The organism is Acinetobacter sp. SWAC5 (assembly GCF_003419885.1).
Lineage (GTDB): Bacteria > Pseudomonadota > Gammaproteobacteria > Pseudomonadales > Moraxellaceae > Acinetobacter > Acinetobacter cumulans.
Window position 1 is genome coordinate 34,424 of record NZ_QUWR01000008.1, and the last position, 22,902, is coordinate 57,325.

The window sequence follows — 22,902 nt, forward strand, 5'->3', positions numbered from 1 at the left end:
TTTATTTACGTTACATTCGGTAGAACTTGTTTTATTTTGATCATTGTTAATATTTAACAGGACAAAATAATGAGTAATTTACTCATGGCTAGACATAATATAGCTGACGAAGAAGCGGTCCCTGAATCCATGCCATCTGCGCGTCAATGCTGCGATATTGAAGATATTCTATTTTCAGAAGAAATCGAAAACTATTTGCAGCGCTATCCCAATACCCGTCATGTTGAGATTTGCCTGCACGATCTGAATGGTCATGTCCGCGGCAAGCGCATAGATATTGTCGGTCTAAAAAATATTGCACAAGGCTGTTATTTCCCAATGTCTATTTATGCCATGAGTCTTGATGGAGAAGTGATTGAAGAATCGGGTTTAGGAAAATCGATCGGTGAGCCGGATTATTTATGTAAACCTATATTGGGAAGCCTGCAGCCCTGCGCTTTAAATCCAGAGTCCAAGGCACAGTTATTCCTAACCATGAAAGATGACAATCATCAAGATTGCGAAGTTGAACCGCGCAATATTTTAAAAAAAAGTTTAAGAGCGCTGCATGATCAAAACTTTTATCCTTGCATGGCCGTAGAATTGGAGTTTTATTTATTTGACAGCAATGAAAAATCTGGCTCCAATCAGATTTATTTAAATCAATGTTTTGATGTGAATGCGCAAGATAAATATCAAGACGTTCTGGATGAAATTGAACGGATTGCCCTTTTGCAGGGGATTCAGATTACAGGCTTAGTCTCGGAATCATCTTCCGGGCAATACGAAATTAATATTCAGCATAGCGGTGATATTTTGAAGCTATGCGATCAGATCATGATGCTAAAGCGCACCATTAAGCAAGTCGCTGTAGAACATGGGTTACATGCAAGCTTTTTGGCTAAGCCTGATCTGAATAAAGCGGGCAGCGGCATGCACTTTCACATGAGTTTGTTAAATCAAGACCAGCAGAATATTTTCAGCATGAAGCAGAATCCTTTACCGTCACGGCAATTATTAAAGGCGATCAGCGGGCTGATAGTCTTGCTGCCGCCGTCCATGGCCGTGCTTGCCCCGAATGTAAACTCATTCCGCCGGTTTAAAGCTGGAAACCATGTGCCCTTAGAAGCTAATTGGGGCGTGAATAACCGCAATGTGGCCATTCGCATACCATGTTCGGACAATGAAAATCAACGCTTGGAATATCGTGTTGCAGGTGCGGATTGCAATCCTTATTTAACTGCAGCCCTGATTTTGATCGGCACACTGCATGGGTTGACACAGAATCTGGAAATTCCACAGCAAGCCACTCAGATAAAAAATAAACATCAGCCGCACTTTTTAAGTACGAATCAGCTGGATGCTTTAACATTTTTTCACCGGAATACTGTTTTGCAAAAATATCTCGGCAAAAGATTTATGGAATTATGGTGTGCAGTTAAACGTGCTGAGCATCAGTATATGTACAGCCAAATTACTTTGATCGAACAACATTGGGATATTTAACTGCTTAAAAATGTATAACACGATAAATAATGAACATGATGCTAGAAATCAGAAGCTCAATGAAGAATTGTATTTGAAGTATAGTTTACAGGAAATTGATTCTGACATTTTAGTAAAGAAATACCAGTATGCGTCAAAAAGTATGAAAAAAATAATTCATACTATTTTTAAAGAAAGAGGTTTTAATCGAAGTGAGATAGATCATATATTGAAATCACTCAAGTAAAATAATTATGCCAATAGAATTGCTGATACTATTGGCATTTAACTTTTAAAAAGATTTAGTCAGGGTGAATACTGCTTCAGTTTTTACCCCTTTTTTATTTTGACTTGTAAAGTCTTTGGTTTTTAAATTACTACCAACCGCTGCTAATTCTGCATTTATTCCCATTGGCTTATAGCGGTAAGTTGCACCAATTTTCCAATCAAAAAAATGGTCTTTTGCTTCAGAACCATAAATGTCCTGATTTGCTTTGGAATAACCTAAGCTAACATTTGTGCCAAAATTAGTTTGAGCAATCGGTGTAGCATATAAGACATTAAAATACCAATTTGAGATATCTTTACCTATACTGTCACTGGTAGCTTTGCCGCCATAGTTATAGGTATAGCTTATGCTTGGTGTAAAGCTATCGTTCTGATGCAGCAACGCATTAAAGATCATTTTGAAATAGTATTCATTATAATTTAAATCGCTGTTGCCGATGTAATTGTAGCGCAGCATGCCTAGATCAACTGCAGGATGGATTGAACCTAGCGCGATTGGCGCTGTATAGCCGATCTGGGGATCCAGTTCTAAATTTACTTCGTCATCAAAATCAACATTCGATGCAAATGCAGCAAGATAAAATCCTGAAGCATGGCTTAAAACAAAGTTTCCCTGCAAGGCCGGATCATTCTGGGTTTGCGTTTGGCCGCGCCAGCGGTAGTCGCTGGCCAATGATACATTACCTGAAAAGCTTAAAGCGGGAGAGCTTTCATCTCCAGTAGCAAAAGCATAACTTGAATAGAGCGGTATAAGGCTAAAAAGTAGATGGTATAATTTTTTCATAACACTTTAAATTAGTAGTCATTGAAGTAATGTATGTTATGGTTTAATTTATTGATATATAATAAAATTATCGTAAATTTTGCGTAAAATAAGTATAAAATTTAAGATGAATATTTTTTAAAGTCGCAGATTCAAATCCCAAGTGCAACACATTTGTAGTTAGTTGAAAAAGTTAGGTGTATTCATAGAATCATTAGACTTTACCGCAAGGAAGGGTTTTGCCAATGCACGGTTTGAAACGGATATAGAGGAAGGGTTAGAGGTGCTGGAGGAATACTACCCTGAACAAGAACAAAACCGTACGGTGGAGCAACAAGCTTCGCCTGAAGGGTTTGTGCAGGGTATTCAGCAAGGGTTGCAGCGATCAGTAAGACCCGTCAATTAATCGATTGGTTGGAAAAGAGCAACTTTCTAGGTTGCTCTTTTTTTTTACGACATTATAAGACGTAGCAGTTGTTAAAGGACTATTTTAGCTAAAGTTATCCCGTTAAAATGACAAGCCTTAATTAATCTCTATTTTTTTTGGTAAGTGCATGACTTTTAATAGGTCGCAGATATGCTAACTTAGCAACATTGTTTAACATTAAGTATAAAACCAAAGCGGTTGATCTTGGATTGAGGAAATAAAATGCATTCATTGGAACAAAAATTTCTAAATGACTTAGATGACAAGCTTTGGAAAGCCGCCGATAAATTACGCAGTAGTCTGGATGCTGCTAACTATAAGCATATTGTTTTAGGGCTGATTTTCTTAAAGTACGTATCAGATGCTTTTGATGAACGGCAATCTGAACTCAAAGAATTGTTTGCACAAAAAGACGACCACAACATCTATTACATGCCGCGTGATCAGTACGACAGCGAAGAAGAATACCAACAGGCTATTGCTGATGAACTAGAAATACTGGATTACTACCAAGAAAAAAACGTATTTTGGGTGCCAAAAGCAGCACGTTGGTTAAGTATCCGTAATGCAGCAGCACAAGCGATTGGTTCTATCATCTGGCAGGATGAACAAGGGCAAGATGTCAAACTACGCTCTGTATCCTGGCTGATTGACAATGCCTTTGATGAAATTGAAAAAGCCAATCCAAAACTTAAGGGCATTCTGAATCGTATTGGACAGTACCAGCTGGACAATGACAAGTTACTTGATCTGATCAATACTTTTTCTGACACTAGTTTTACTAATCCAGAATATAACGGTGAGCAACTCAGTCTGCACAGTAAAGATATCCTTGGGCACGTCTACGAATACTTTTTGGGACAGTTTGCCTTGGCTGAAGGGAAGCAAGGTGGGCAGTACTACACGCCTAAAAGTATCGTCACCTTAATTGTTGAAATGTTGCAGCCTTATAAAGGTCGTGTGTATGACCCTGCAATGGGTTCAGGCGGATTTTTTGTATCCAGTGAAAAGTTTATTGAACAACATGCTCAGGAAAAGCATTACAAAGCCTCCGAACAGAAAAAGCATATTTCTATTTATGGGCAGGAAAGCAACCCGACCACATGGAAACTGGCCGCCATGAACATGGCGATTCGTGGGATTGATTTTAATTTTGGTAAAAAGAATGCAGACAGCTTTTTAGAGGATCAGCATCCAGACTTGCGTGCTGACTTTGTCATGGCCAATCCGCCTTTTAACATCAAGGATTGGTGGCATGCTTCTCTAGAAAGTGATGTGCGCTGGAAATATGGTATACCGCCACAAGGTAATGCCAACTTTGCTTGGATGCAGCACATGCTGCACCATCTGTCACCAACAGGCAGTATGGCACTTTTACTTGCCAATGGTTCGATGAGTTCCAATACCAACAATGAAGGCGAGATTCGTAAAAACTTGATCGAAGCCGATCTGGTGGAATGTATTGTCGCGTTACCGGGACAACTGTTTACCAACACGCAAATTCCAGCTTGTATTTGGTTCTTGACCAAAGATAAAAAGAACGGCTTATCCTTGGATAAAAAGAAAGCCAACCGTGAAGGCAAGACTCTGTTCATCGATGCCCGTAATTTGGGCTATATGAGAGATCGCGTACTGCGTGACTTTACCGATGCAGATATTGCTAAAATCACCAATGCTTTACATGCTTGGCAACAAGGCGAAAATTTTGAAGGCGAAGCGTATCAAGATGAGAAAGGTTTCTGCTTCTCTGCTGAGTTAAAAGATATACAAAAGCACGACTATGTATTGACTCCAGGACGTTATGTGGGTGCAGTCGAGCAGGAAGATGATGGCGAGCCATTCGCTGAGAAAATGCTGCGTTTGACTGCTCAGCTCAAAGAACAATTTGCTGAAAGTGCTGTGTTGGAAAGTGAGATTAAAAAGAACCTAAAGGGCTTGGGCTATGAGTTCTGATCATCCTTTATTGCAAGAAATTCAGAAGGGTGAAAGTCAAACCCTTGAATTTAAAGAGCAGTTACCGAAAGGGCAACAGGTCGCAAAGACCCTGATTGCTTTTGCCAATACCAGTGGTGGTAAATTGGTGGTGGGGGTGAGTGATGATCGCCAACTCGTAGGTATTCAAGATGATATTTTTGAGCTGCAAGATCAGATCACTTCGATGATCAATGAATTGTGTATGCCAAACATTCTGCCGTATATCTATATCGAGAATATCCAAGGCATAGAGTTGCTGGTGATTGAAGTCAGCCGTGGTTCGTTATTGCCTTATTATCTCAAACCACAAGGCAAGGCACAGGGAACCTATATCCGTTTGGGTGCAAGTAATCGTGTAGCATCGCCTGAGTATATCCAGCAACTCGAATTGCAGCGTCTGAACCAGACTTTTGATGAGCAGCCGAATCCGCAATACAGTTTAGATAACATCGATTTACAGCCTTTACAGCAAGCCTTTGCTGAGGTGGGTAAAGAGCTCTCTTTGCAGAAAATGCGTAATCTCAAATTGATCATTCAGCAGAATGGACAGGATTACCCAAGTCATGGGTTACTCATTTTGTTGGGGCTTTATGAGCAGGTTGAGATTAAATGTAGCCGCTTTAAAGGCACGACCATGACGGTGTTTTTGGATAAAAAAGAATACCGTGGCGACTTGTTTAGCCAGTTGAAGCAAACTGAGCAATTCATCAAAAATCATCTGCATCTACGGGCAGAAATTTTAGGGTTACAGCGTACAGAAAGTTATGAAATCCCCATTCCTGCTATTCGTGAAGCCTTGGTGAATGCAGTGCTGCACCGTGATTATAGCAATGCAGGGCGTGATATTAAGGTTGGCATTTATGATGACATTCTGAATATCGTATCGCCAGGTGGCTTGCCCAATGGTCTGACTGAAGAAGATTTGGCTCAAGGTCGTTCTGAGATCCGTAACCGTGTTTTGGCGCGTGTGTTTAAAGAGCTGGGTTATATCGAGCAGTGGGGTAGTGGGATTGCCCGTATTAAAGATCTATGTTTGCAGGCAGGTAATGCCGAACCTCAATTGAAAGCACAAGGTGATTTTGTGGATTGGGAGTTTTACCGTCCTTCGATTGAGCAATTAGGTGGCTCAATAGGTGGCTCAATAGGTAGCTCAATCCAAGAAACTATGCTGACAGATCGTCAAAAAGAGATTTTAGTTTTGATTCAACAAAATCCGAAAGTTTCCTATCGTGCTATGGCAGAGCAACTTGCTATTAATGAGTCAGCAGTGAAAAAGCATTTGAATAACTTAAAAGATGCAGGCTGGCTTGAGCGTGTGGGTGGAACACGTGGCTATTGGGTGGTTAAGGAAGAATTTGGGGGTAGTGGTAAGTGAAATTTAAGCAATATTCTTTTAAAGAATTATTATCGAATATTGTTGATAATCGAGGGAAGACCTGTCCTACAGCAGACCAAGGTCTACCTTTAATAGCAACAAATTGTATTAATAACAAAAGTCTATATCCTGTTTTTGAAAAAGTCCGATATGTAAATGTGGAAACCTATAAGAATTGGTTTAGAGGACATCCCAAACCTGAAGATATCATTTTTGTTTGCAAAGGTTCACCTGGACGTGTCGCATGGGTTAAAGATCCTGTTGATTTTTGCATAGCTCAAGATATGGTTTCAATACGTGCTGATAGAACAAAAATAGATCCTAAATATTTATTTGCTTTATTACGATCGGACAATGTACAGCAAAAAATTTCAAATATGCATGTTGGTTCATTAATTCCACATTTTAAAAAAGGGGATTTTGGGAATCTATATTTAGATATTCCTGAAGATTTGGAATATCAAAAAATGGTTGGAGAAATATATTTTAATTTTTCAATGAAAATTGAACAGAACAACAAAATCAATCAAACCCTAGAATCTATCGCCCAAGCCCTATTTAAAAGCTGGTTTATCGACTTTGACCCTGTCCGTGCCAAAATTGCAGCAAAACAAGAAGGGAACGATCCTGAGCTTGCTACGATGTGTGCGATTAGCGGTAAAAGCGGAACTGAACTTGAGCAAATGGCTGAAGATGATTTTGCAGAGTTACAAGCGACTGCTGCACTGTTTCCTGATGAGTTGGTAGAGAGTGAATTGGGGGAAGTGCCCAAGGGGTGGGAATTACAGCAATTTAAAGATATTGCTAAATATACCTCTAATAAGATTTCATTAAATGACCTAACTCTTGAAAATTATATCTCCACAGAAAATATGTTATCTGAAAAGAAGGGAATTGAAAAAGCGAGTTCATTGCCAAAAGTGAATAGTGTACCTGCTTTCAAAAAAGGAAATATTTTAGTTTCTAATATTCGGCCTTACTTTAAGAAAATTTGGTTTTCTTCTTCTGAGGGAGGGCATTCTAATGATGTCTTAAATTTTGAGGTCTTAGAAGAAGGTTGTGAGGAATATTTATACAATTTAATTTACCAAGACAGTTTTTTTGATCAAATGATGGCTTCATCTAAAGGATCAAAAATGCCTAGAGGTGATAAAAAAGCAATTATGAGTTTTCAGGTTGTTATACCATCAATAACTTTAAGAAGACTATACTCCAGAAAAGTTGAAAAATTTTATTTTAAAAAAAATGTTATAGAAAAAGAAAATCAGATTTTAAAAATTATTAGAGATACATTGTTGCCAAAATTATTATCGGGTGAAATTAATGTATCTTCTTTGAAAGATAAGGTTGAGTGAAAATGAACATTATATTTAGATTATTGCTCACTTTGAATTCAACATCATTATTGCTGATCATTTTTTTGATTAAAGAAAAGTATGTATTGTGCCAAGGAGTGTCTGAATATTTTTCATATGCTTTATATGCTGTTTTGCCAATCTTGATGACATTTTTTAGTATTGTATTATGCTCTAAGCTGGGTAAGGATAGTTTTAAATGTGATTTAGATGAAAATGGAGTCAATAAAAGCTATCCAATAAAAGAAATTGAATATGCAAATAATATTTTTTTACCTAGCTATTTAGGATATTTCTTTGTTGCACTTAGTGTAAACAACTTGGAAACACTAATATGTGTTTATATTATACTGTTTGTGTTTACATTTTTATCACAGGCTTTGTATTTTAATCCATTGTTTTTGTTATTCGGTTTTAACTTCTATAATGTAAAAACAAAACATGGAGCATCTATATTTTTAATTACAAGGTGTGATTATAAAACTCCAGAAGATGTTGAAATTGATGTGGCATATAGAATTAATAGTTATACCTATATTGAAAGGGGTAATAAATGAATCAATTAGTAGCTCGTGTAAGAGGAAGAAAGAAGCCGTTTTTCTACAAACTGCTTTCTGATAAAAAAATATATGAGTTTGATATTAGTGAAGTAAGTTTGGTTGAATATTCCTCTGATCATCTTCTTGATGGGGATAGTTGGTTTAAAGTTGATAATTTTAGTAAGCGAAAATTTTTCCTAGATTTTTTAGAAAAACAGTTTATTTCTTCAGAATATAACAGTATCCCAAAATCTAAGTATAAAGATATAATCTATCTCTGTTCAGTTCAAGATAGCGAATATTTTTTTCAAAAAATTACACCATCATCTTATGTGACTAAGACATTTCTTGCTTTAGGCGATGAGCTCGTTATTGAAGATAATATCGATAGAGTTGTTATTAACCAATTGCCTGATGCTATATATTTTAAAAAAGAAGATAGATTAATCTTTAGAAATTTAGCTACTATTTCTAGTATTTTTAAGGGAATAGATATGCTATATAAAGAAGCTACCCAAGAGGAGGTGCAACAATTTATTGATTTAGGTTTTATAAAAGTATCGAATGGTTATGATGCCCAAAAAGTTGGTAAACAAAATAGAAAACGTATAGCTTTGGCTTTAGCTACATTTACGGCTATGAGTAATGATGAAAAAGACACAATTTTTGATTATGTCCAAGAATATTGTGAAAATCTAAACTTTGATAAATCTGCTAAAAAATTTGAAATATCATCCGAAGAAGATATGAAGTTTTTACTGTATGGAGTTGAACAGAGATTTTATACAACTGTTTGTGGAAAAGAGAAGCGACTTGCTAACTCGGTGCAAAGGCTTTAGCTTTTTTCAAAAAAGCTAAAGCCTTGTTAGGCTGGATGTAAAAGATAAATTTTAGATAAATAGTAATGAGCGAGCCGAGTTTAAAATTTAAATGAAAGGGGGAAATCATGAACGAAACACAACTCGAAAACCTATGCTTAGACTGGTTTTCTGAAAATGGCTGGGAAGTCGTTCATGGTATCGATATTGCACCCGAGAGCAGTAACCCTTTACGCAAGGACTATAAACAGATTTTAATCGAAGCTGATTTACAGGCGGCTTTTGAACGCTTAAATCCACATTTGCCTGCAAGCTGTTTTGAACAGGTTTGGCAAAAACTGAGCAAGCCTGAAAGTTTGGATCTCGTCACCAATAACCGTGCTTTTCATCGTATGTTGTTGGAGGGCGTACCTGTCACATATAAGAAGCAAGATGATTGGGTACACGACCATGCCTTCATGGTGGATTTCAACCATGTGCATCAAAACCGATTTGTTGCGGTCAATCAATTTACCATTCTAGGTGTGAAGCAGCCGCGACGCCCTGACATCATCTGCTTTATTAACGGTATTCCCTTTGCGGTGTTGGAGCTAAAAAACCCAACCGATGAAAACGCGGATATCTGGGATGCCTTTAACCAGCTGCAAACCTATAAAGAAGAAATTTCAGATCTATTTATCTTTAATGAAGCTTTAGTTGTAAGTGATGGCGTAACAGCACGTGTCGGTTCACTGACAGCAAATCAGGAACGCTTTTTACCGTGGCGTACCATCAAGAATGAAGATGATAAACCCGCTTTAGAATGGGAACTAGAAACGGTGATTCGAGGCTTCTTTGACCGAGAATTGTTCCTAGATTACATTCGATTCTTTGTGCTGTTTGAAACAGATGGCGAAAAGATCATTAAGAAAATTGCAGGCTACCATCAATTCCATGCGGTTAGAGAAGCCGTACAAGCGACCATTGCGGCAGCCAATCCGAATGGGGATAAGAAAGCAGGCGTTGTTTGGCATACCCAAGGCTCAGGTAAAAGTATCTCTATGTGTTGCTATGCAGGCAAGCTATTACAGCAGCCTGCCATGCACAATCCAACCTTGTTAATCGTCACTGACCGTAATGACTTAGATGGACAGTTGTTTGAAACCTTTAGCAATGCTCAAGATTTATTAAAACAAACGCCAGTTCAAGCCAATAACCGTGATGAGCTGAGAAAGTTTTTAGCTGAACGTGAGTCAGGTGGCATCATCTTTACCACAGTGCAAAAGTTTGCATTACTGGAAGGTGAGAGTGAGCATCCATTACTGAATGGACGCCACAATATTGTGGTGATGTCAGATGAAGCACATCGTAGCCAATATGGTTTGAAAGCAAAACTAGGTAATGATGGCACGTACAAGTTTGGCTATGCCAAGCACATGCGAGATGCTTTAAAGAATGCTGCTTTTATTGGCTTTACTGGAACCCCTATTTCGAGTGAGGATAAAGACACCCGAGCTGTCTTTGGTGATTATGTTTCCATCTATGATATTCAGGATGCCGTCGATGATGGTGCAACCGTCCCAATCTACTACGAATCACGCTTGGCAAAGCTAGATATTAATCAGACTGAGATTGAAGAGTTATCTGATCAAGTCGATGAGGTGGTGGAAGATGAAGAAGATGTTGGTAACCGAGAAAAGACTAAGAGCGAATGGAGCCGACTAGAAAAGCTGGTGGGTGCCACACCACGGCTGAAACAGATTGCTGCGGATTTAGTCGCACACTTTGAAGCCCGTACCGAAGCCACGGCGGGTAAAGGCATGATTGTGACCATGAGCCGCGAAATCTGTGTCCACCTTTACAATGAGATTATTGCCTTACGTCCAGATTGGCATGACCCTGATCCTGAAAAAGGCAAAATCAAAATTGTGATGACAGGTTCAGCTTCAGATAAACCATTGTTACAGCCACACATTTATAACAAGCAAGTCAAAAAACGTCTTGAGAAACGCTTTAAAGATGTGAATGATCCTTTGCAGTTAGTGATCGTGCGCGATATGTGGCTTACAGGTTTTGATGCACCATGCACGCATACCATGTATATCGACAAACCGATGAAGGGGCACAACCTCATGCAGGCCATTGCACGTGTGAACCGTGTCTTTAAAGATAAGCAGGGTGGACTAGTTGTTGACTATATCGGCATTGCTAATGAATTGAAGCAAGCCTTAAAAACCTATACCGATGCCAAAGGTAAAGGTGAGCCGACTTTACGTGCAGAAGAAGCCTATGCGGTTCTTGCTGAAAAGATGGATGCGATACGGGGAATGTTTGCCAAAACCAATGAACAGGTAGGCATGGATTTAAGTGCTTATGAAACTCAGGCACACCGACTGATTATCACCGCAGCCAACTATGTGCTGAGCTTAAAGGATGGTAAAAAGCGTTTTCTTGATTTAGTCTTAGCAATCAATAAAGCCTTCTCTTTATGCAGCACCTTGGATGAAGTGAAGAACCTGCACAAAGAAATTGCCTTTTACTCAGCCATTAAAGCGGTCATTAGCAAGCATACCTCTGTGGATCGTAAACTGTCGCAAGCTGAAAAGGACAGTACGCTAAAACAGATTCTGGATAATGCTGTCATTGCTGATGGCGTAACAGATGTCTTTGCAATTTGTGGTTTGGATAAACCCAACATTGGCTTGCTTTCAGATGAGTTCTTAGAAGATGTAAGGCAGATGCCATACCGTAACTTGGCAGTTGAACTGTTGGAAAAGTTACTCAATGATGGCATTAAGGCAAAGACACGAAACAATGTGGTACAGGAAAAACGCTTCTCTGACCGTTTGCAGGAAACCTTGAGGAAATACAATAACCGAGCGATTGAAACTTCTCAGGTCATTGAAGAACTCATTCAAATGGCAAAAGAATTTCAGGCAGAGATGCAGCGTGAAGCTTCACTTGGGTTAAATCCAGATGAAATCGCTTTCTATGATGCTTTGGCAAACAATGAAAGTGCGGTCAGAGAGCTTGGAGACGATACGCTGAAACAGATCGCACGAGAGATTACAGAGAAGCTACGGAAATCAACGACGGTCGATTGGCAGGTTCGGGATAGTGTGCGTGCTCAGCTGAAAATATTAGTACGTCGTACTTTGCAGCGTTGGAAGTATCCACCTGATAAAGCAGCTGAAGCTATTGAGTTGGTGATGAAGCAGGCGGAGACTTTGTCGAATGCTTGGACTAAATAGAAGTAGATAGTAATTGATTAAGAAGATGTCTTCGTAAATAAATACGTTACTTTATTTGTGTAAATTAGATGAAGTCAAAAAGATGAGTAATTTACGAATACCGCAAAGGATAATTAATGTTTAAGACTAAGTACGGGGCATTCGATGGCACTAGTTGGGAGGAGCTATGTCAAATTATATTTAAAAGAAGATATGAAGATGAGTTGTATCAAAAAATTCCTGCTTCACCTGGTGATTTTGGTTTAGAAGGATTTACAAATAGAACTGGAAAAGGGTTCCAGTGTTATTGTCCAAGTACGCATTATGATAAGCATGAACTTTATGAAAAGCAAAGGGATAAGATTACAACTGATTTAAATAAATTGAAGACCTATGAAGAGGAGCTGAAGGCAAGACTTGGTGAAACTAAATTATCTGTATGGATATTTGTTACGCCTGAATTCGATAAAAATGAATTAATTAAGCATGCTCGAAAAAAAGAAGAAGAAGTAAAGAGCTGGGGCTTATCAATAATAGGTTCTGATTTTAAAATAGTACTTTATGATGCCGATAATTATGCACGCGACATCAGGGAACACCAACAGGCTGTTGGTGAGGCCTTAGTCTTTACTGACTTTGAGCCTATAGCTACTTTAGAGCCAGATGAACAATATGAAAAAAATATTGATAGAAAAAATAGAGTGCGGTTAGAATCATTTAAAGATCAAGAAATAATCAATAGAAAGGTTATAAAATTAAATGCTATAACAACACAAAGCTTTTTATCATGCGACGCTTATCTAAGAGAAATAGAAAATAGCGCACCAACATTACACTACAGACTTGTAAGATTGATTAGAGAATTTGAATATATTGTAATTGAGAAAAACATAACTTGGACTGGTACTGCAGAAGAGCTACTAGATAAATTAAAAAATATGTTAGTGGAACGAATAGAGAAAGATTTGAGTCCAAATTTTGATTCAACTTCTGCAGAAGAAGTAGCTAGACGAATGATTGCAAGATGGATTGCAATTTGTGAGTTTGACTATGAATGATAAGAAAATGAAGTTTATACAAAGACCAGCTCCTGTATTTGTCGAGCATAGGCCAATATACAAAATAGGGCAAATTCTCCTAATTTTATATTTATCATCTAGAGGGTTTAAATCTAGCCTTACACGACTACAACTATTTAATTGGTTGATTAAAGAGCGTGTTCGAAAGGATAAAGTAATTTTAAGTATAAAAAATAATAAACTAGATGTTTATGCGTGGGGTTTTGATCCAGCTTTAACTATTGCATTAAGATATGCAATAGCAGAAAAACTAATCGATGAAAATGTTGATTCCTTTAAATTAACTAATAAAGGTGTCGAGTATTGTGTGAGAATCTTAGAGGATGAAACTCTATTTGAGGAAGAAAAAACTTTTTTACAAGTTGTAAAAAAATCAATTACTGAGAAAATTGTTGATTCAGCCACAAAAGGGTGGAAGTAATAATGTATATTGCTGGATTAAAAATAAATATAGTAACTGAGTACGGAGTATTTGGTTTTGAAGAGAATTTTAGTCGTCATCTAACAATAGTCAGAGCGCAAAATTCTAGTGGCAAAAGCACATTATTTAATACTATTTTATATGCTTTGGGTTGTGAGGAAATATTGGGCGGAAAGGGCGAGGGATTCTTATCATATTGCCTGACTTCAAATTTTGAATATAAACAGAAAACTATAAAAGTACTATCTTCTGAAGTGTTCTTAGAGGTCGAAAATAAATATGGTGAAGTTAAAACTTTTAGACGAGCAATCAAAGATAATATTAAAAACTCAAAGTTGGTTGAAATTTATAACTCTAAGTATATTACTGAAAAAGAACGATTAGGTGTAGCTGTACCTACATATTTACACGATGCAGGAGCAGCAATAAATGAGAGTGGATTTCATAGTTTTTTAGAAAATTTCTTGGATTTGAATTTACCTCAAGTGCCAAATACATCAGGAAGTTTAACTAAGCTATACATCCAAACAATTTTTGCGGCACATGCGGTTGAGCAGAAAAGAGGATGGACTGACTATATTGCAAACATTCCATTTTTTGGAATTCGTGATGTTAAGACTAGGGTGATTGAGTATTTATTGGGGTTGGAGGTATTTGATATTAATGAGCTTAAAAATTTTTATATTTCTGAAAGCAATAAGATAATAAGTCAGTGGGATGCTGAGGTTAAAGAACTTTCAGGAAAAGTTAAGGAAAGAAATGGATTTGTAAAAGGGTTGCCAACTAAGCCAAGTAATTTATTTCATGTGGATGAAATTGAAATTTTATTGCAAGATGAGCTAACTATAAGTCAACGTATATCTATTCTGGATAAGGAATATCTTGAAGCTAAAAGGAATGAAGACTCTGAAAATAATGTGAGCTCTGTGGAGTTAGTTGATCAAATCGAAAATATTGAAGATGAGTTGAATTTACTAATTATTAAATTCGATCATATTAATAATTCATTAAATAGAAATAAAATTACAATTAATGATTATAATGAGATTTTAGAACAAATTGAAAATGATTTAATTAAAAATAAATCAGCTTTTAAATTAAGGCAGTTGGGTGCTGAATATGATATTCAGATAGCTAATGATAAGTGCCCTACGTGTTTTCAAAATGTGGTTGATAATTTATTTGCTGAGACAATTAAAGGTCCACAAATGGATTTAAAGGGGCAGATTGAATATTTAAATAGTCAGAAAAAAATGCTTCAAAATCAGATTATAGGTTTAAGTGCTAATAATGAGGTAATAGAGCTTAGTTTAAGTAATGTAAAAAAAGAAATTCAAAGAAAAAATGAAGTGATACGAAGTATTAAAAAATCTATTACTTCTGGAAGTGAGATTTCTAAACTTTATGTGCGTCAGCAAATTTATATTGAAAATGAGGTTAGGGAACTTCAAAGCTTAAAAGATGTTGAAGAAAAGGTTAAGACTAATCTTAATGGTTTGTTAATCGATTTTATAAAGAACCAGTCAAGCTTAAATGCTTTGCCTAAAGACGTTTATAGTGTGAAAGATAAAGAAAAGATCAAGTGTTTTGAAAAGAAATTTAAAGAGAATGCAGATGATTTTGGATACAAAAGTGCATCAATCTCAGATATTCATATCAATTTTGATAACCTAATACCAACGCTGAATCATTTGGAATTAAGGGAAATTCGAAAAAGCAGTACGAAGATAGATTCAAGCGCAAGTGATTTTGTAAGATTAATTTGGAGTTTCTTGTTGGGATTACAGCAGACAGGCTTACAATATGATTCCAATATATTAAATATTTTATTACTTGATGAACCTGGCCAACATTCAATGGCTCTTAATAGCCAAAGAATGTTATTTAAGAAGCTTGCAGAAACTCAAAATTTACAGAGTATTGTTGCTGCCTCATTTGATAATGATGAGGGTAACTTTAATCAAGTAACTAGTGGTTTGAATTTTAAGCTAATATCTTGGGACGAAAAATTAATTAAACCATTGAGATAGTTTTTTTTGTGAAAATTCTCATAACATAATCTTTGTTTATAAATTTATAACACAAGGTAAAAACGTGATTAAAGATATTCCAAATAGTGATGAGTTTGATTCTGCTGCAAAAGCCCAGTTAGATTTTGCATGGGACATTGCTATTTCTTTTTTACTTACTATTGAAGATGTTCGAGGCTACGTCGTTGTTGAGAAGGAAGATGAACAAGCTTTTTGGGAATCTGCACGTCAAAGAATATTAACTTCTCTTATTATTGCTCAACAGGGCATAGAGCTTGCATTGAAAGCTAAGCTTGTGGCAATCAGTCCTTTTCTATTGATTGCTGGTAATCCATCAGAATGGCCTAGAGCTGCAGATGAAACAGGTGTTAGTTTCTCTGATTTTAGAGCGATTGATGCTCAAGATCTTATTAAAGTTTATAATACAGTTTACGATCAAAGTTTAAGTATTGAATTTGCTAACTTGTTCGAAAGAGTTAGAAGATTAAGAAATATAGCAATGCACACTGTTAGTAGTAAGTTAAATGTAACTGCGGAAGAAGTGGTAGTAATTCTTTTAGAAGTACATAAGCATCTTTATGCAGATGAGGATTGGATTCAGACAAGAAGAGATTTCTTACATAATGCTCCTGCAACCCACCTTTATTTTGATAACGATCATGTCGATGGTTTAGTAGTAAAAGAATTTTTAACAGTTTTCAATTTCCTTCAACCTACGCAAATAAAGAAATTTTTTAATATCGATTCTAGACGACGTTTGTATTTCTGTCCTGCATGTAAATATGAAGGTGATAAGTATGAATCCTTAGAACCTAAATATGCAGTGTTGGAGCCTAATGAGCCTGATTCAGAAACGATTTTCTGCTTTGTATGTAGAGATACTCATCTGGTTGAAAGATGCGATTGTACTCAACCTGGTTGCCTAGGAAATGTCATAAGCGTTGAGTATGCTATTTGTTGTACATGTGGAGAAAGCTTGATTTAAGAAAATTATTGCATAGAACTTACAAAATTAATTTAGATAAGACAAGACACCTAAATCTGCTTCAGTTGCGACAATTTTAAGTTATCAATTCCCTGTCTTTGCTACACATTTTGAAATGTGTAGATATTGAAGATTTAACCTATTTTTAAAGATCAATTAGCTAAAGAAGTTGTGGCTTGTAGGACTTTCGCTATTATTTCCCAACCTAGTTTTCTTTTATTTGTACTCTACTAACTTTCTTATAATAAGCGATTTTTTACACCATTTTTACACCTTATTATTTTTAATTAAATTTAAGTTTTTGTATTTTAATATTTATTTATTTTATGGTGTCCAATCCATCATTGGCGCCACGCTGATTCGAGGTGCGAGTTTATTTTCAGTAGAATTGATTACGGTCATCAAACATCAGGCCTTGGCAAACAAAGATGGAAATTAGGAGAGAAATTAGATTGCACACATTGAGTCATGTGATGCACCATTGAAACAACGTTTCAAAATTGGGCGCTATATTAGCACAATTTTAAATAGACTTTGTGGCGTGTGAAATTTAAGCAAGAAACTGCTAAGCACTACGTTGTATAGGTCGAGAGCCCCACGGCATAAGTGGGCGCATACAGCCACTTTGGACATAATAATTTTCGGCATCTTGTGGCTTAGCACTTTTGCCAACAAAGGTGCCTGCTTGTAGCAAGAAAGTCTCTTGTTGTAAGACCTGATATAAATCACTATTGCTGATGTAGCCTGCAATGTCTAATTTAGGTTTTTGCAGTTTTAAAATGCGAAACAATTTGAGTTTTAAATCATCTAGGGTCGCAGGCTGTGGCTCTTGGCTAATTTGATGAATGATCGCATCAATATTGGATTTTACTCGGCACAGAAAAAAATAATCATAGATTCCACGATTCTTGCTCTGATCATGTTGGTTCGGCTTATAAATCGCTTTGTGCTGAAGTAGGTCTATTTCCCAGTCTTTGGCTTCTAAATACAACAGATTTCCAAAGTCTTTGGTGGTCTTAATTGAAATATGATGTTCATCATTCACAATAAAATCTGCACAGTCCCAAATACCCTTGCCACTACAGCTAAAATCAATATGTGACAGCTGTTGTACACGAGGGCGCTGCTGACAGTAATAGTAAAAAGCAACTTCGCCTAATTTGCCCCGATAGACATCACGAAAAACCATTAAGTCCGTACGAATTTCTGAACCGCCTGTGCGATAAGCACGATGTTGACCTTGTTTGCCAAAGGTCATTTTCCAACTAAATTCTAAAACTTGCTCTAAAGCTGAAGTAGGTAAAGGAATATTTAAAAGACCAAATTGCTTTGGATGTGTCACTTTAAAACTACTGCCGTGGAAGGTCAGTGCAACAGGTTTAAATCGAGTTTTCATTATTGATATGAAGCTTTTATTTTTATGATTATTGTTAATGCTAGCTAAACTATGAATTAAAATTAAAGCAAAAAATAATTTTTAAGATGAATGGAAAATCAATAAGTTAAATATATTTTGATTAATAAATTGAAAGGTTGACGAAATTTAGCGTGAATTAATAGGAGGTATAGGCTTTGTCGAAAAGACTGGGATTTCTTATATTTGTGAAGATCTGTTAAATAATTTTGGCGAATGGGGTCGGGCTAAATTGAATTGTAAAATTGAGCCATCTCTTAAAAGTGAAGCCTAAGTAAGGGGGATTGGATTAGGGCTATTTAGAGAAGTATTGAAGGGCACTGAAAGCTGACACAATCAGGACACAATAGATGTGAAATACTCAGTCATGTTGATTGAGTTCTGTGGATAAATTGTTTAATTTGCAAAAGAATAATAATAAACAATTTTTTGGGGGAGATTAGACAATGATGTTAGAAGAAATTTTTAAGGACAAAAAAGCCGAAAATAGTGACCAATTTAATTTGCGGATACATCGTGGACTCAGTTGGCTAAAAAAAGCACAGCAATTAGACCAAGAGTTGGACTTACAATTTATTGCGCTATGGGTCTCGTTCAATGCCATTTATGCACAAGATTTGCTGATAAGTCAGGACAAGCAAAGCTTAAGACAGTTTTTACATTTAATTTGCCAAAAAGACCAAGAAGATAAGATCTATAATATTTTATGGGAGAAATATAGCCAGCCCATTCGAGTGCTACTTGATAACCAATATATTTACCAAGGTTTTTGGGACTATCAAAATGAAAAGATTAGCCTAGAGGCCTGTAAAACTGGCTTGGCTGCGGAAAAGCAAAAAGTATTGAATGCTTTGGGGCATAAAGATTCGGTCGATATTTTAATGGTGCTGTTTAACCGCTTATATACTTTGCGTAATCAAATTGTCCATGGCGGGGCAACTTATAACAGTTCGGTGAATCGTTCACAATTAAAGGATGCTTGCCGTATTTTAGAGGTATTACTGCCTGTATTTATTTTAGTACTTTTGGAAAATGCACAAAGTTTAGATTTGGGAAAACCGTTTTATCCAGTGGTGCAAGTCAGCTAAGACAGACCTAGACTGGTGAGAGCATATAACCAAAGCGAGAGGCTATGCCCATGCTTTGGTTTCAGTGAAAACTTAGTGTGTTGTCGCTGGTTGCTTTTGCCCAAGTTGATCCATTAAGGCCATAAGCGATGCACCACATACTAATCCAAACCCTGTTAGGCAAGCCGCTGGCCAGCCACCATGGTGCCATGCATATACCCCTAAAGCCGATCCTCCCGCACCACCAATAAAGTACAGTGTCATATAAATAGAGTTAATGCGTGAGCGTGCATTCGGGTTAAGTTTAAAAATCACATTTTGGTTACAGCTGTGTACCATAGCTAAGCCAAGGTTAATGACTGCATAGCCTAAAGCGTAACTCATTAGAGATTGGCCACCTAAATACAGCAGTCCCCAACTGATTGCCAATATGCCACAGCCCATCCAAGTGAGGACTAAATTATGTCCACGGTCGGCCCATTTTCCAATCCACTGAGTCGAGAGCGCGCCAAATACGCCCACCAGCGTTAAGATTCCCACCCACACATCAGGCAGTGAAAAAGGCGGTGCAGTGAGTAGCATGGCAATCGTGGAAAATAAAATACTCATTGAGGCAAAAGCACAGCCACCAATGAGGGAGCGGTAGACCAAGCGACGCTCTTGGCGCAGTAGCTGTGCCATAGATGCAAAAATTTGTGCATATCTAAGTGTACTGGTATTGACCATAGGCAATTGACGATTAAGTAGCACTGCAAGTACCAGCATGAGCACAGCGCTTACAACATAGATAATATTCCAATGCCATAAATTAGATAAAAGCCCAGCCAAACTGGTCGATAGTAAAATCCCCACCAATAAGCCACTCATTAGAAAGCCAACAGTTTCACCTGTTTTTTCAGGGCGTACCGCAAGGGTGACCAGTGGAATAAGAACTTGTGCCGCCACAGAAAATAAACCAGTAATAATGGTGCCAATCCATAGCATCGTTAAGCTATTCGAAAGTGCACAAATACTTAGACCTACTGCTGCGCCAAACATAAGCAAGGGAATAAATTTGCTTTTATTGACAATATCCCCCAAAGGCACAATAAACAGTAACCCTAAGGCATAAGACACTTGGGCAAAAGTGACCGTAAGCGCCACTTGTGATTGCGCTACTTGAAAGCTTTGTTGAATCGAGGCGATTAACGGTTGGCAATAATAATTGGCACCCGCACATAGACCACATGCAATTGCCATAAGCCAAAGTAGGGTTTTATTTTGGCTAATATCAACGTTGGGGTTCATAGATTTCCTTACTTGTGGTTAAGCGCAGTAGGCGGTGGCTTCAATTTCGATTTGCATGTCAGGAAGTGCCAAACATGGTACGGGAATCAGTGTGCAGGCTGGCAATGCATGTGCTTGCCATAGTGCTTTTAGGTGCTGAATAATCAGCTGATGTTTGAGTTGATCATATTGGCAGACCCAAATTCTTAACATCGCAATATCATATAGCGTGGCCTTTGCAGCCTCTAAAGCCAATTGCACATTATGCATGGCTTGCGCCAACTGTATTGTAAAGTCTGTTGCCAAAGTTTGGTCGCGCTGTTCGCCTCCTTGACCTGCAATATGCACAATACGATTCAACTCATGAATGTTGACTTGCGCAATGTGGCTATAAGCAAACGGAGTGGGATTATACAGAGTATCTGGGTTCATGAGGTGGATGACTGAGTGCAGGTTTTGTTGCATCGCAATTTCCTTAGCGCTTAAAGTCTTGCTAGTATCAAAGCTCAAGTTAACTTGAGGTCAAGAATAAATATGCAAGAATCTAAACAGCAATGGCTGAGTATTGGTCAGCTTGCTGAGCGTAGTGGTGTCAGCGTACCTACTGTTCGCTTTTATGAAGAAAAACAACTTATTTGGAGTACAAGAACCACAGGAAATCAACGTCGTTATCAACGTGCAATGTTACGCCGTATTGCAATTATTAAAATTGCTCAGCAAGTTGGAATTAGCCTACAACAGGTTTATGAAGCTTTTGAGGTTTTGCCAAAGCATCAAGTGGCATCTAAAGCAGATTGGCAACAGATGTCACAGCGTTGGCAACAGCAATTAGATGCGCAAATTATGTATTTATTACAGTTACGCCAGCAGTTGGATTCTTGCATCGGTTGTGGTTGCCTGTCTTTACAACAATGTCCATTACGTAACCCAGATGACCAATTATCCCAGCAATCGGCTGGCGCACATTTTCAGCACATCTTGATGCATTTAGAACGCTTTACTGAATCTGGGATTGATCATGATTCAACAGCCTAATATGCAGAGCGTACGTGCACCGTCATGAGGCGAATGATTGATGTTATTTTTTGGATAGACTAATCATCAGCACACCCACGATATTGAGCAAACAGCCCAGCCACTGTATAGAATTTAGGTGTTCATCTAAAAAGGCCACGGCCAATAAAATCGTTAAGATTGGACCTATGGATGCAATCATGGCGGAGTGGCCAGGACCTAATCGAACAATGCTTTGCATCATCAGTACCGTTGGGAGTACAGTCACAAATAGCCCAATGGCAATCCCATAGCCCCAGACTGCGGGTGGCAGATTTTGAATGAGTTGTATTGGTGCTGGTACCGATAAAACATAATGAATGAGCGTGCCTAGGCAGGCAATGCTTAACGCTAAGGCATTAAAATGCCATGAGCCAAATTTGGTTATCATTTTAGGGGTAAGCAGTAAATAAGAGGCAAAGGCCACGGCACTGGCAAAAACAAAGCTCGCGCCAATCCAAAAATTACCATCCTGTGGCGCATTACTTTGCTCTTGTAGCATGACGAGTACGGTACCACCGTAACTTAATAGAATCGCAAGGTAAGTTTTGATGCTGAGTTTTTGCTTATAAATAACACTAGATGCTAGAACTGTTAGGGTAGGATATAAAAACAAAATAATTCGTTCCAGCGAAGCACTAATGTACATCAGACCCATGAAGTCTAACCAACTCGCAAGATAGTAGCCAAGTAAACCTGCAAGGATAAGCATGCCCCAATCACGAGCTGTTAGATCTTGGTAAGAGCGACGGCTAAACCAACACATGATCAAGAAAAAGGGCAAAGCACTGCCCATGCGGAGTGCCATTAATACGGTGGCATCCACCAAAGGGGATAACGCATAAGCTTGCTTAATAAATATAGCTTTAGTGCTAAATAAAAAAGCGGCACAAATAGCACAAAGTGCGCCCATTTGACGTGGGGATAGACTGAGCGTAGGCATGGCGATGCAATGGCTGGGAGAGAAAAGAATATAAGATGATTATAAGAAAATTACAGACAAAGATTAAATGCAAAAAAATGAATGGGCACGATACCCAAATGGAATGCTTCATTTGGAATGGGCATAGCTCAGCACAGGAATTCTGAGTTGACGAATTGTGTGAAATATCAAATTTAATACGATGGCGGTAAAAAATGATTGTTTGGCCTTGAAATACATCAATTTTTTCATAACGCACCAATATTGTGCATAAAAGAGCCAAATTCGCCAAATTGTGAGGTGTTCATCATGGTGCAAAATGTCGCAGAAATTATTTTTTTAGCAAAAAATGCGATCTATAGACTTAAGGCGAATGCCATAAATGGCATAATTTAAGGGGAAATGCTGTCGATCACGCCAATTTAATCAAAGAATTTATGTGGGGTGATAATT

The 22,902-nt window shown here is 37.6% G+C and carries 20 protein-coding genes; 15 read left to right on the forward strand and 5 right to left on the reverse strand.

Annotated elements, in window-relative coordinates; translation table 11 throughout:
• The first annotated feature begins 69 nt into the window (after positions 1-69).
• Both DYI81_RS07455 and DYI81_RS18270 read left to right on the forward strand, forming a co-directional pair.
• On the forward strand, positions 70-1,485 hold the full coding sequence (locus DYI81_RS07455; protein WP_004679616.1) for a glutamine synthetase family protein: 1,416 nt from the start codon (positions 70-72) through the stop codon (positions 1,483-1,485).
• A gap of 10 nt (positions 1,486-1,495) precedes the next feature.
• Positions 1,496-1,711 (forward strand): hypothetical protein, encoded by a 216-nt coding sequence (locus DYI81_RS18270; protein WP_106984590.1) that lies wholly within the window; start codon positions 1,496-1,498, stop codon positions 1,709-1,711.
• 45 nt (positions 1,712-1,756) lie between these two features.
• On the opposite strand, the gene DYI81_RS07465 is transcribed toward DYI81_RS18270, so the two are convergent.
• Complete coding sequence (locus tag DYI81_RS07465; protein WP_106984591.1) at positions 1,757-2,536, reverse strand: TorF family putative porin; 780 nt, start codon at positions 2,534-2,536, stop codon at positions 1,757-1,759.
• A 262-nt stretch (positions 2,537-2,798) separates the two neighbouring features.
• On the opposite strand from DYI81_RS07465, the gene DYI81_RS18230 reads away from it, so the two are divergent.
• The 11 genes from DYI81_RS18230 to DYI81_RS07520 all read left to right on the forward strand — a co-directional run bounded on the left by DYI81_RS18230 (position 2,799) and on the right by DYI81_RS07520 (position 16,727).
• Positions 2,799-2,921 (forward strand): hypothetical protein, encoded by a 123-nt coding sequence (locus DYI81_RS18230; RefSeq protein WP_264754354.1) that lies wholly within the window; start codon positions 2,799-2,801, stop codon positions 2,919-2,921.
• 243 nt (positions 2,922-3,164) lie between these two features.
• Positions 3,165-4,895 (forward strand): class I SAM-dependent DNA methyltransferase, encoded by a 1,731-nt coding sequence (locus DYI81_RS07475; RefSeq protein ID WP_106984592.1) that lies wholly within the window; start codon positions 3,165-3,167, stop codon positions 4,893-4,895.
• Complete coding sequence (locus tag DYI81_RS07480; protein ID WP_117007178.1) at positions 4,885-6,291, forward strand: helix-turn-helix domain-containing protein; 1,407 nt, start codon at positions 4,885-4,887, stop codon at positions 6,289-6,291. The genes DYI81_RS07475 and DYI81_RS07480 overlap by 11 nt, the downstream gene beginning before the upstream one ends.
• Positions 6,288-7,646 (forward strand): restriction endonuclease subunit S, encoded by a 1,359-nt coding sequence (locus DYI81_RS18095; protein ID WP_117007179.1) that lies wholly within the window; start codon positions 6,288-6,290, stop codon positions 7,644-7,646. Before DYI81_RS07480 ends, DYI81_RS18095 begins: the two co-directional genes overlap by 4 nt.
• A 2-nt stretch (positions 7,647-7,648) precedes the next feature.
• A complete protein-coding gene (locus DYI81_RS07490) occupies positions 7,649-8,203 on the forward strand; it encodes a hypothetical protein (RefSeq protein ID WP_117007180.1) in 555 nt (184 codons plus the stop codon).
• A complete protein-coding gene (locus DYI81_RS07495) occupies positions 8,200-9,024 on the forward strand; it encodes an ATP F0F1 synthase synthase (RefSeq protein WP_117007181.1) in 825 nt (274 codons plus the stop codon). The genes DYI81_RS07490 and DYI81_RS07495 overlap by 4 nt, the downstream gene beginning before the upstream one ends.
• A 107-nt stretch (positions 9,025-9,131) precedes the next feature.
• Positions 9,132-12,233 carry a type I restriction endonuclease subunit R gene (locus DYI81_RS07500; RefSeq protein WP_117007182.1) on the forward strand — a complete coding sequence of 1,034 codons (3,102 nt, stop codon included), beginning with the start codon at positions 9,132-9,134 and terminating at the stop codon, positions 12,231-12,233.
• 116 nt (positions 12,234-12,349) lie between these two features.
• Entirely contained in the window at positions 12,350-13,270 is a 921-nt protein-coding gene (locus DYI81_RS07505) for a hypothetical protein (protein ID WP_117007183.1), read from the forward strand.
• The gene (locus DYI81_RS07510) at positions 13,263-13,712 is read left to right on the forward strand and encodes a hypothetical protein (RefSeq protein ID WP_117007184.1); all 450 of its coding nucleotides are present in this window, start codon (positions 13,263-13,265) and stop codon (positions 13,710-13,712) included. The genes DYI81_RS07505 and DYI81_RS07510 overlap by 8 nt, the downstream gene beginning before the upstream one ends.
• A gap of 2 nt (positions 13,713-13,714) precedes the next feature.
• Positions 13,715-15,742 carry a hypothetical protein gene (locus tag DYI81_RS07515; RefSeq protein ID WP_117007185.1) on the forward strand — a complete coding sequence of 676 codons (2,028 nt, stop codon included), beginning with the start codon at positions 13,715-13,717 and terminating at the stop codon, positions 15,740-15,742.
• A 64-nt stretch (positions 15,743-15,806) separates the two neighbouring features.
• Positions 15,807-16,727, forward strand: a complete 921-nt coding sequence (locus tag DYI81_RS07520) for a hypothetical protein (protein WP_117007186.1) — start codon at positions 15,807-15,809, stop codon at positions 16,725-16,727.
• Between the two features lie 565 nt (positions 16,728-17,292).
• On the opposite strand, the gene DYI81_RS07525 is transcribed toward DYI81_RS07520, so the two are convergent.
• Complete coding sequence (locus DYI81_RS07525) at positions 17,293-18,123, reverse strand: hypothetical protein (RefSeq protein ID WP_106984599.1); 831 nt, start codon at positions 18,121-18,123, stop codon at positions 17,293-17,295.
• A gap of 464 nt (positions 18,124-18,587) precedes the next feature.
• Between DYI81_RS07525 and DYI81_RS07530 the strand changes: the two genes are divergently transcribed.
• Complete coding sequence (locus tag DYI81_RS07530; RefSeq protein WP_106984600.1) at positions 18,588-19,229, forward strand: HEPN domain-containing protein; 642 nt, start codon at positions 18,588-18,590, stop codon at positions 19,227-19,229.
• A gap of 72 nt (positions 19,230-19,301) precedes the next feature.
• Here the strand turns inward: DYI81_RS07530 and DYI81_RS07535 are convergent, their stop codons facing one another.
• Both DYI81_RS07535 and DYI81_RS07540 read right to left on the reverse strand, forming a co-directional pair.
• Complete coding sequence (locus tag DYI81_RS07535; RefSeq protein WP_106984601.1) at positions 19,302-20,495, reverse strand: MFS transporter; 1,194 nt, start codon at positions 20,493-20,495, stop codon at positions 19,302-19,304.
• Positions 20,496-20,513: 18 nt separating this feature from the next.
• The gene (locus tag DYI81_RS07540; RefSeq protein ID WP_117007187.1) at positions 20,514-20,939 is read right to left on the reverse strand and encodes a Rid family hydrolase; all 426 of its coding nucleotides are present in this window, start codon (positions 20,937-20,939) and stop codon (positions 20,514-20,516) included.
• Positions 20,940-21,008: 69 nt separating this feature from the next.
• Between DYI81_RS07540 and soxR the strand changes: the two genes are divergently transcribed.
• Entirely contained in the window at positions 21,009-21,509 is a 501-nt protein-coding gene (gene soxR / locus DYI81_RS07545) for a redox-sensitive transcriptional activator SoxR (RefSeq protein ID WP_117007188.1), read from the forward strand.
• Between the two features lie 43 nt (positions 21,510-21,552).
• Here soxR and DYI81_RS07550 read toward each other — a convergent pair whose 3' ends face one another.
• Positions 21,553-22,470, reverse strand: a complete 918-nt coding sequence (locus DYI81_RS07550) for a DMT family transporter (protein WP_117007189.1) — start codon at positions 22,468-22,470, stop codon at positions 21,553-21,555.
• Positions 22,471-22,902 lie beyond the last annotated feature (432 nt).